Source organism: Bacillus cereus group sp. MYBK95-2 (assembly GCF_051915225.1).
Classification (GTDB): Bacteria; Bacillota; Bacilli; order Bacillales; family Bacillaceae_G; genus Bacillus_A; species Bacillus_A cereus.
Map to the genome: position 1 here is coordinate 1,303,332 of NZ_JBQAEH010000001.1, position 8,383 is coordinate 1,311,714.

The following is an 8,383-nucleotide window of genomic DNA, read 5'->3' on the forward strand; positions in this document are numbered from 1 at the left end:
TATAAATGAAAAAGAAAAATCGTTTTGTTACCGGAATTGTAACAGCTGGCGTTTTGTTTTCAACTGCTATTCCGTTCAATGTACTTGCTGAAAGTCCTATTAACCAAATTGAATCTTCAAATGCTCATTCTATATTATCTAAGCTTTCTAAAGAACAACGCCTGGCATTACAAACGGTAGATGCCAACCCTGGTTTTACAATTTCACCAGATATTAATACGAGTAGTTCTGAGCCTGTAAATATCATCGTAGAATTTCAAACTGCTCCAGTAAAGATTAATGAATTAAAACAAAAAGAAAAAGGATTACAGTCTGCTCCTGAAAATATAAAAGCACGTATTGATCAAGAACATGAAGAATTCGAAAAAGGACTAAAACGTCTTTATCAATTCAGCCCATCAGTAAAATCAGGAAACTTCCAGTCTGTACAAATTAAACGTTCTTATAAGCATGCGATAAATGGTGTTGCGATGACATTACCAGCAAATACAGTAGAAGAATTGTTACGAATTGGCGTTGTAAAACGTATTTGGAAAGATTACGAAGTGAAATTAAATTTACCAAAACAAGCTGAGAAAAAAGCGCCTCAAAAACTAACAGATAGCATCCCGCAAATTGGAGTAGATAAGTTACATAGTGAGGGCATTACCGGAAAAGGAATTAAAGTTGGTGTATTAGATACAGGTATTGATTACAATCATCCTGACTTAAAAGACGTATATAAAGGCTATCGCGCGAAACCTGGTGAGGACTCTAGCAAAGTAGACCCAAACTCAGTAAAGGGTTGGGACTTTATTAATAACGATGCAGATCCAATGGAAACTACTTATTCAGAATGGCAACAATCTGGTGCTCCTGAATTTGATAGCCGTGGTTCTTCCTTCTACACAGCCCACGGCACTCACGTAGCAGGTATCGTTTCTGCACAAAAGAAGAACCAATCTGATTCAGCAGTAAAAGGTGTTGCACCTGGCATTGAACTGTATAACTATCGTGTACTCGGCCCATACGGAAGTGGAGATAGTTCAGGTATTATCGCTGCAATTGATAAATCCATTTCTGACGGTATGAACGTTATTAACTTATCGTTAGGTGATGATAGCAACAATCCACTCGATCCAACATCTATCGCTGTTAATAATGCAATGCTTTCAGGCGTTGTTACAGTCGTTGCTGCTGGTAACTCTGGACCAAATCCATCAACACTCGGATCACCAGGTGCTTCACCATTTGCAATTACGGTTGGAGCAAGTGATAGCTCTATTTCCTTACCGAAACTATCAGGTCATGCTGGACAATTACAATTTCCTAACCTAATTCTATTCGGCAAAAACTTCACTGATAAAATAGAAGATTTCAAGGGACAAACTTTACCTATTGAATATGTAGGAATTGGTACGCCTGACGAGTTTAGTAAAAAAGATGTAAAAGGAAAAATCGCTCTCGTTGCACGCGGTACACTGTCATTTGATGAAAAAATTGCTAATGCAAAACAAGCAGGTGCAAAAGCCGTTATTATTTATAACAATGTGGATGGAGAAATTCCTTTCTACGTTGGCGAAAGTACAAAATACATTCCAGCATTCCGCCTAACGAAAGAAGAAGGTGAAAAACTAAAAGCTCAAATCGAACAAGGTAGCACCTCCTTAACTCTCGATGAAATTAATTACATTCAAACAGAAGGCGATCATCTTGCAGACTTTAGCTCACGCGGTCCTGTTACAGCAAATGATGATATTAAGCCTGATATTACAGCGCCTGGTGTCGCTATCCTTTCAACAGTTCCTGAATATATTAACGACCCGCAAGAGGGTGAAAACTACGCTGTTTCCTATGAGCGTATGCAAGGAACATCTATGGCTTCTCCTCATATCGCTGGCGTTGCTGCTCTAATTTTACAAGAACAGCCAGACTACTCTCCGTTCGATGTAAAAGCGTCTCTTATGAACACAGCTAATGATTTAAAAGAAAAATATTCCGTATATGAAGTTGGAGCTGGGCGAGTAGATGCTTACAACGCCGTTCGTACAGAAACAAGCTTTAAAGTATTAGATACGACACAAACTGTTGTAAATGATGAAGTAATTGAAGTACCCGAAGAAACTGGATCTATTGCATTCGGTAAGTTTTATCAAAAAGACGGTGAAGCTCTTGAACAAAAACGAAATATAAAAGTAACTAATCATAATAAACAAGAGAAAAAAGAATTTAAAACAGAAATTTCTTATACACCAGCATCGTCTACTATTAACGATGCTGTCGCAAACGGTGTAAAAATCTCTGCTCCAGAAACAATTACTCTTGATGCTGGCAAAACAGATGAAATTGAAGCAAAAATTAATGTTCCAACCGGTGTAAAACAAGGCCGATATGAAGGATATATTCATATTACAAATACGAAAAATAAAGAAGAAACGTATCAAATTCCGTTCTCTATTCGTGTATCAGAGCCTGGTATTGAAAATGCCATATTATCAAGAAAAGCAATTTCAACTGATACATCAAAGTTTAATCCATATGGTGAATCATATGTTCACGGGGCATTCCAATTAAATAGCGAACTTGAAACGTTAGACCTTATCGTGAAAGATTCGAAAACAAATAAAGCACTCGGCTTCATTGGAACATTAAACACGAGTGGCCTAAAAACGGATGTGTATTACTACTTAGAATCCTTCTTTAACGGAAAAGTGTATCCTTTTACAAATGATCCTGCAAAACCAATCGGTGATGAGAAAATCAACTTACCAGAAGGAGACTACACAATTGAGTTTGTTGGCTATGATAAAGCTGGAAAAGCACGTGTGAAAGGTGATTATATCGTAATTGATAATACACCACCAGAAGTGAAATTAACTGGATTAAAACCTGGTATTTACGAGTTAAATGAAGAAAATTATACAGTAGAAGATGGCAAAAAAGCACTATGGATTAAAGGAAATGTATACGATTCAAACGTTGATTACTTAAGAGGAAAAGGATTAAACATTACACAAGAAGCGAATGGCGTTATGTACTATGACTATTCTCCATACTTGCATAAGTTTTTACCGATTAATGCAAATGGCGACTTTAAAGTTGGCATTACACCTGACTCCTTCAGAACGGAAGGTCCAATGAACACAGGCGTATATATTTTCGATTATGCAACTGCAGGTCCTGACTATCCAAACGGTGTAAATAACTACTGGTTTATCCCGCAAGGTGCTCAATATGCAAAAACTAGTTACGATAAAAAAGAATTATATAAAAATGACGAGTTCACAGTAACACTAAACGCGAAACACGTAAAACAATTTGTTGCTGGGCAATTTAATGTAAACTTCCTAGAGAAGAACTTCAAATTTGCAAATGCGAAATTGAATCCTGCCTTTGAAAAACTTCTTTCTGAAAAAGGGGTAACAGCAAAAGTAAATGAACCGAAGCTAGAAGCAGGCTCTGTTACAGTTGGCGGTGCTATCGATGACAAAAACTTCGCTGGATTAGATGGTGATTTCCCGTTCATTGATGTAACGTTCAAAGTAGAAAACGATGAGTTTTATGAAGCAACTGCTCAATTAGAGTCACCAGTGTTTGTATACTGGAAACCAGGAGAAACAGAGCCAAATAGAATGCGTGTCCTTCAAGATCAATCATTCTCAGTAATGTCCTTAAACTCACTAGTAGAAGGAAATATTAAACCTGGTGCATTCTTAAATGAACGTGGATATTTAGATGAAAAGTTAGATTATACAAAGCTTGGCGTAAAAGTATATGCGACTGATTCTTACCGTCATAAGTTTGAAGGCTCACTAGATAAATACGGATACTTCAAATTAAATGGACTTCCTGTTAATAAACGCGACTACAACTTATATGTAGAAGTACCAGGGCATTTAACAAGCCGCCTAACTACGAAACTAGGTACTGAAAAAGACGGCAAGCTACTTGGCCAATATTATTATGCACGCCTTGATGAAAACCTTGCAGGTGATGTAAATGGCGATAAAGTAATTGATATAAAAGATGCTGAAATTATCGCTAGCAACTATAGTAAAAAAGGACTATCTGTGAAAGACGGCGACCTTAACAAAGATGGTATTGTCGACGAAAAAGATATTCGCTTCGTTGAAAAGAACTTCTTGAAAAAAGGTCCAGATGCATCTAAATCACAAACACCTGTTGAAAAATCAAAAAGCGGTACACTGGCAGATATTTTAAAGAAATTAGGATTAACGCCTAAAAAATAATAATAAAGAGCACTCTACTTAAAGTAGGGTGCTCTTTTCTATAAACGACCCTGATCCAGCAAAAGGGGTATATTGGGGATATACAAGGGAAACCGGAAAAGGAATTTATATTAAATTATATGAATTCAGAGGTAGGAAGCAGTGTCCCGCCCCTGAATGATTTAGCAATTATTATAGTACTGGTGCCATTGTTTCTTTTAATACTTTTACAGAATGAGCGAACTTCGCTTTTTCTTCTTCATTTAACTCAAGCTCTACGATTTCACGTACACCTTCGCGGTTAATTACAGCTGGAACACCTACGTAAGCATCTTTCTCACCGTATTGGCCTTCAAGGTATGCAGATACAGTTAATACGCTGTTCTCGTTGTTTAAGATTGCTTTAGTTACACGAAGTAGTGACATACCGATTCCGTAGTAAGTTGCACCTTTACGCTCGATGATATGGTAAGCTGCATCACGTACATTTTCGAAGATTTTATCTAAGTCTTCTTGTTTGTACTGTTCGTTGTTAGCTAAGATTGTTTCTAGTTTTTGTACACCGATAGTAGCGTGGCTCCATACTGGAAGTTCAGTATCACCGTGTTCACCAACGATGTAAGCATGAACGTTACGTGGATCTACATCTAAGTAGTCACCTAACATGTAACGGAAACGAGCAGAGTCTAAAGTAGTACCAGAACCAATTACGCGCTCTTTTGGTAAACCAGATTCTTTCCAAGTTACGTAAGTTAAAATGTCAACTGGATTAGTTGCGATTAAGAAGATTCCATCGAATCCGCTATCCATAATACCGCGAACGATTTGTTTAAAGATCTTTGTATTTTTCTCAACTAAGTCTAAACGAGTTTCACCTGGCTTTTGTGGTAATCCAGCAGTGATAACTACTAAATCTGCATCTTTACAATCTGCATAGCTACCGCTCCAAACTTTTGTTGGTGATGGAGAGAATGGTACCGCATGGCTTAAGTCCATTGCTTCCCCTTCTGCTTTTGCTTCATTAACATCTACTAATACGAATTCTTCAGCTACACCTTGGTTGATCATTGAGTAAGCGTAACTACAACCTACAGCTCCTGTTCCTACTAATACTACACGATTGATACCTTTTTTCATGGTAATTTCCCCTCTCTATTGTTCACATATATTTTTTTATGATTGTTTAAGTAATTAATTAAAATACTAATTTAATGTTGTTTAACTTCTTTACATTCATATTGTAGCACGTATTATTGTGAATTACTTCACAAATTATGACCTATTTGTGAACTTTTTCACATAGAGTGTAAAGTTATTGGAATAGGTGTGGAATCCATTTCAATGGAGGCGTTTTCTTTAGATTGTGAAAGGGATTTTCTTGTGGTTTTTGTCGGTAAGTGAAATTATACCAGCGATTTTTAGAATATATCGACCGTAACTCCAAATATATCAGCGATTATTAAAATTTATCGATCGTAACTCAAATTATATCAGCGATTTTTGCAATATATCGACTTACCGACAAAACTCGACAATACTGACAACATAAAAAAACTGTCTTCAGTAGATCACAGCTATTGAGAGAAAGCAACTTCTTCTATATATTATTTATTTTCCACAGTAGCTCCCAGATGCATTTTTCATCGGTTTCTCCAAGTGTAGGAGGCTACAGCCATACAGCTGGGGTAAAAGTTCAAGTTGAAGTTAATTCCTTCATATTCATACAGGTCCAAATAATTAACATGATTGTATTTACGGCTCTCTATGTACCCAACTGCAACAGCGAATACTTCATATTTCTTCTATTGCATAAAAAAGCAGACTATCCAAAGTCCATTTTTATACAACAAAAAAGAGATAGCAGATTATGCTATCTCTTTTAGTATGACCCGTACGGGATTCGAACCCGTGTTACCGCCGTGAAAGGGCGGTGTCTTAACCACTTGACCAACGGGCCATTTCTGGCAGAGAAGAAGGGATTCGAACCCTCGCACCGCGTTCGCGATCTACTCCCTTAGCAGGGGAGCCCCTTGAGCCACTTGGGTACTTCTCTATAAATATGGCTCCGCAGGTAGGACTCGAACCTACGACCGATCGGTTAACAGCCGATAGCTCTACCACTGAGCTACTGCGGAACAATTATGGTGGGCCTAAATGGACTCGAACCATCGACCTCACGCTTATCAGGCGTGCGCTCTAACCAGCTGAGCTATAGGCCCATAATTGAAAAGCGGGTGAAGAGAATCGAACTCTCGACCAGAGCTTGGAAGGCTCTTGTTTTACCACTAAACTACACCCGCATTAAATTGTAAATGGTGAGCCATGAAGGACTCGAACCTTCGACCCTCTGATTAAAAGTCAGATGCTCTACCAACTGAGCTAATGGCTCATTTTGAAAGTGGTGCCGACTAGAGGACTTGAACCCCCAACCTACTGATTACAAGTCAGTTGCTCTACCAATTGAGCTAAGTCGGCTTGCGACTTCAAAATGGTGGCTCGGGACGGAATCGAACCGCCGACACGAGGATTTTCAGTCCTCTGCTCTACCGACTGAGCTACCGAGCCTTTATGTAAAAATGGCGGTCCCGACCGGGGTCGAACCGGCGATCTCCTGCGTGACAGGCAGGCATGTTAACCACTACACCACGGGACCATTTGGTTGCGGGGACAGGATTTGAACCTGCGACCTTCGGGTTATGAGCCCGACGAGCTACCGTGCTGCTCCACCCCGCGATGATAAAATATTTACTTTAGAAAAAATGGAGGAGGTAGAGGGATTCGAACCCCCGCGCGACTCTCGCCGCCTGTCGGTTTTCAAGACCGATCCCTTCAGCCGAACTTGGGTATACCTCCGAGATATATACGTCTAATGGTGGACCTTGTAGGACTCGAACCTACGACCGGACGGTTATGAGCCGTCTGCTCTAACCAGCTGAGCTAAAGGTCCTTTATGGTAGCGGCGGAGGGGATCGAACCCCCGACCTCACGGGTATGAACCGTACGCTCTAGCCAGCTGAGCTACACCGCCATAAATGATATTAATATAAGTGGAGCCTAGCGGGATCGAACCGCTGACCTCCTGCGTGCAAGGCAGGCGCTCTCCCAGCTGAGCTAAGGCCCCATGTTTTTTAGGAATATCGGGAAGACAGGATTTGAACCTGCGACCCCCTGGTCCCAAACCAGGTGCTCTACCAAGCTGAGCCACTTCCCGTTAATAAAAGCGCGCCCGAGAGGAGTCGAACCCCTAACCTCTTGATCCGTAGTCAAACGCTCTATCCAATTGAGCTACGGGCGCATATGGTGCCGAGGGCGGGGGTCGAACCCGCACGGTGGTCACCCACCGCAGGATTTTAAGTCCTGTGCGTCTGCCTGTTCCGCCACCCCGGCATGTCATATTGAAAATTGGAGCGGAAGACGGGATTCGAACCCGCGACCCCAACCTTGGCAAGGTTGTATTCTACCACTGAACTACTTCCGCAAGACATGTATGAGTTATTTAATTAAAAGTGCGGGTGAAGGGAGTCGAACCCCCACGCCAAAGGCGCCAGATCCTAAGTCTGGTGCGTCTGCCAATTCCGCCACACCCGCATATTAATTTATTTAAGAAAAATGGGGCGACTGATGGGAATCGAACCCACGAATGCCGGAGCCACAATCCGGTGCGTTAACCACTTCGCCACAACCGCCATGATTTCTGGTGCCGACTAGAGGACTTGAACCCCCAACCTACTGATTACAAGTCAGTTGCTCTACCAATTGAGCTAAGTCGGCTAAATGGTGGAGGATGACGGGATCGAACCGCCGACCCCCTGCTTGTAAGGCAGGTGCTCTCCCAGCTGAGCTAATCCTCCATTTGCCTGGCAACGTCCTACTCTCACAGGGACAAGGTCCCAACTACCATCGGCGCTAGAGAGCTTAACTTCCGTGTTCGGTATGGGAACGGGTGTGACCTCTCTGCCATCATTACCAGACTGTATTCATTTAAGACAAGAATTATTATAACTTATTTACTTTCGAAAGTCAACAAGTTTTTTATATTCTTTCAAAACTAGATAACATTGCTTCATATTATATGGTTAAGTCCTCGATCTATTAGTATTCGTCAGCTCCACATGTCACCATGCTTCCACCTCGAACCTATCAACCTGATCATCTTTCAGGGATCTTACTAGCTT

2 protein-coding genes, 22 tRNA genes and 2 rRNA genes are annotated in these 8,383 nt (G+C 40.7%); 1 reads left to right on the forward strand and 25 read right to left on the reverse strand.

Going from position 1 to position 8,383, the window contains the following annotated elements; translation table 11 throughout:
• The first annotated feature begins 5 nt into the window (after positions 1 to 5).
• The gene (locus ACTFN4_RS06780; RefSeq protein ID WP_439962165.1) at positions 6 to 4,229 is read left to right on the forward strand and encodes a S8 family serine peptidase; all 4,224 of its coding nucleotides are present in this window, start codon (positions 6 to 8) and stop codon (positions 4,227 to 4,229) included.
• Between the two features lie 171 nt (positions 4,230 to 4,400).
• On the opposite strand, the gene ACTFN4_RS06785 is transcribed toward ACTFN4_RS06780, so the two are convergent.
• The 25 genes from ACTFN4_RS06785 to ACTFN4_RS06905 all read right to left on the reverse strand — a co-directional run.
• On the reverse strand, positions 4,401 to 5,345 hold the full coding sequence (locus ACTFN4_RS06785) for an L-lactate dehydrogenase (RefSeq protein WP_000715339.1): 945 nt from the start codon (positions 5,343 to 5,345) through the stop codon (positions 4,401 to 4,403).
• Positions 5,346 to 6,093: 748 nt separating this feature from the next.
• A tRNA-Glu gene (locus ACTFN4_RS06790) sits at positions 6,094 to 6,165 on the reverse strand.
• A gap of 5 nt (positions 6,166 to 6,170) precedes the next feature.
• Positions 6,171 to 6,261, reverse strand: a tRNA-Ser gene (locus tag ACTFN4_RS06795).
• Between the two features lie 7 nt (positions 6,262 to 6,268).
• Positions 6,269 to 6,343, reverse strand: a tRNA-Asn gene (locus tag ACTFN4_RS06800).
• A 7-nt stretch (positions 6,344 to 6,350) separates the two neighbouring features.
• Positions 6,351 to 6,427 (reverse strand) — tRNA-Ile (locus tag ACTFN4_RS06805).
• A 10-nt stretch (positions 6,428 to 6,437) separates the two neighbouring features.
• Positions 6,438 to 6,508: transfer RNA gene (locus ACTFN4_RS06810), tRNA-Gly, on the reverse strand.
• Between the two features lie 13 nt (positions 6,509 to 6,521).
• Positions 6,522 to 6,597: transfer RNA gene (locus tag ACTFN4_RS06815), tRNA-Lys, on the reverse strand.
• 10 nt (positions 6,598 to 6,607) lie between these two features.
• Positions 6,608 to 6,683 (reverse strand) — tRNA-Thr (locus ACTFN4_RS06820).
• A gap of 14 nt (positions 6,684 to 6,697) precedes the next feature.
• Positions 6,698 to 6,773 (reverse strand) — tRNA-Phe (locus ACTFN4_RS06825).
• Between the two features lie 12 nt (positions 6,774 to 6,785).
• Positions 6,786 to 6,861, reverse strand: a tRNA-Asp gene (locus ACTFN4_RS06830).
• A gap of 3 nt (positions 6,862 to 6,864) precedes the next feature.
• A tRNA-Met gene (locus ACTFN4_RS06835) sits at positions 6,865 to 6,941 on the reverse strand.
• A gap of 27 nt (positions 6,942 to 6,968) precedes the next feature.
• Positions 6,969 to 7,061, reverse strand: a tRNA-Ser gene (locus ACTFN4_RS06840).
• 17 nt (positions 7,062 to 7,078) lie between these two features.
• Positions 7,079 to 7,155, reverse strand: a tRNA-Ile gene (locus ACTFN4_RS06845).
• Between the two features lie 4 nt (positions 7,156 to 7,159).
• Positions 7,160 to 7,236: transfer RNA gene (locus tag ACTFN4_RS06850), tRNA-Met, on the reverse strand.
• Positions 7,237 to 7,256: 20 nt separating this feature from the next.
• A tRNA-Ala gene (locus ACTFN4_RS06855) sits at positions 7,257 to 7,329 on the reverse strand.
• Positions 7,330 to 7,345: 16 nt separating this feature from the next.
• Positions 7,346 to 7,419: transfer RNA gene (locus tag ACTFN4_RS06860), tRNA-Pro, on the reverse strand.
• Between the two features lie 10 nt (positions 7,420 to 7,429).
• Positions 7,430 to 7,503: transfer RNA gene (locus ACTFN4_RS06865), tRNA-Arg, on the reverse strand.
• 3 nt (positions 7,504 to 7,506) lie between these two features.
• A tRNA-Leu gene (locus ACTFN4_RS06870) sits at positions 7,507 to 7,595 on the reverse strand.
• Between the two features lie 16 nt (positions 7,596 to 7,611).
• Positions 7,612 to 7,686, reverse strand: a tRNA-Gly gene (locus ACTFN4_RS06875).
• A gap of 29 nt (positions 7,687 to 7,715) precedes the next feature.
• A tRNA-Leu gene (locus ACTFN4_RS06880) sits at positions 7,716 to 7,796 on the reverse strand.
• Between the two features lie 22 nt (positions 7,797 to 7,818).
• Positions 7,819 to 7,894 (reverse strand) — tRNA-His (locus ACTFN4_RS06885).
• Between the two features lie 9 nt (positions 7,895 to 7,903).
• Positions 7,904 to 7,979: transfer RNA gene (locus ACTFN4_RS06890), tRNA-Thr, on the reverse strand.
• A 4-nt stretch (positions 7,980 to 7,983) separates the two neighbouring features.
• A tRNA-Val gene (locus ACTFN4_RS06895) sits at positions 7,984 to 8,059 on the reverse strand.
• Between the two features lie 4 nt (positions 8,060 to 8,063).
• Positions 8,064 to 8,179: ribosomal RNA gene (rrf, locus tag ACTFN4_RS06900) — 5S ribosomal RNA — on the reverse strand.
• A gap of 101 nt (positions 8,180 to 8,280) precedes the next feature.
• A 23S ribosomal RNA gene (locus ACTFN4_RS06905) occupies positions 8,281 to 8,383 on the reverse strand; the annotation flags it as partial.

What these genes read in the sequence shown, in the direction of transcription:
- ACTFN4_RS06785 (WP_000715339.1), bottom strand. Translation starts at nt 5,345, where the DNA reads ATGAAAAAAGGTATCAATCGTGTAGTATTAGTAGGAACAGGAGCTGTA.
- ACTFN4_RS06780 (WP_439962165.1), top strand. Translation starts at nt 6, where the DNA reads ATGAAAAAGAAAAATCGTTTTGTTACCGGAATTGTAACAGCTGGCGTT.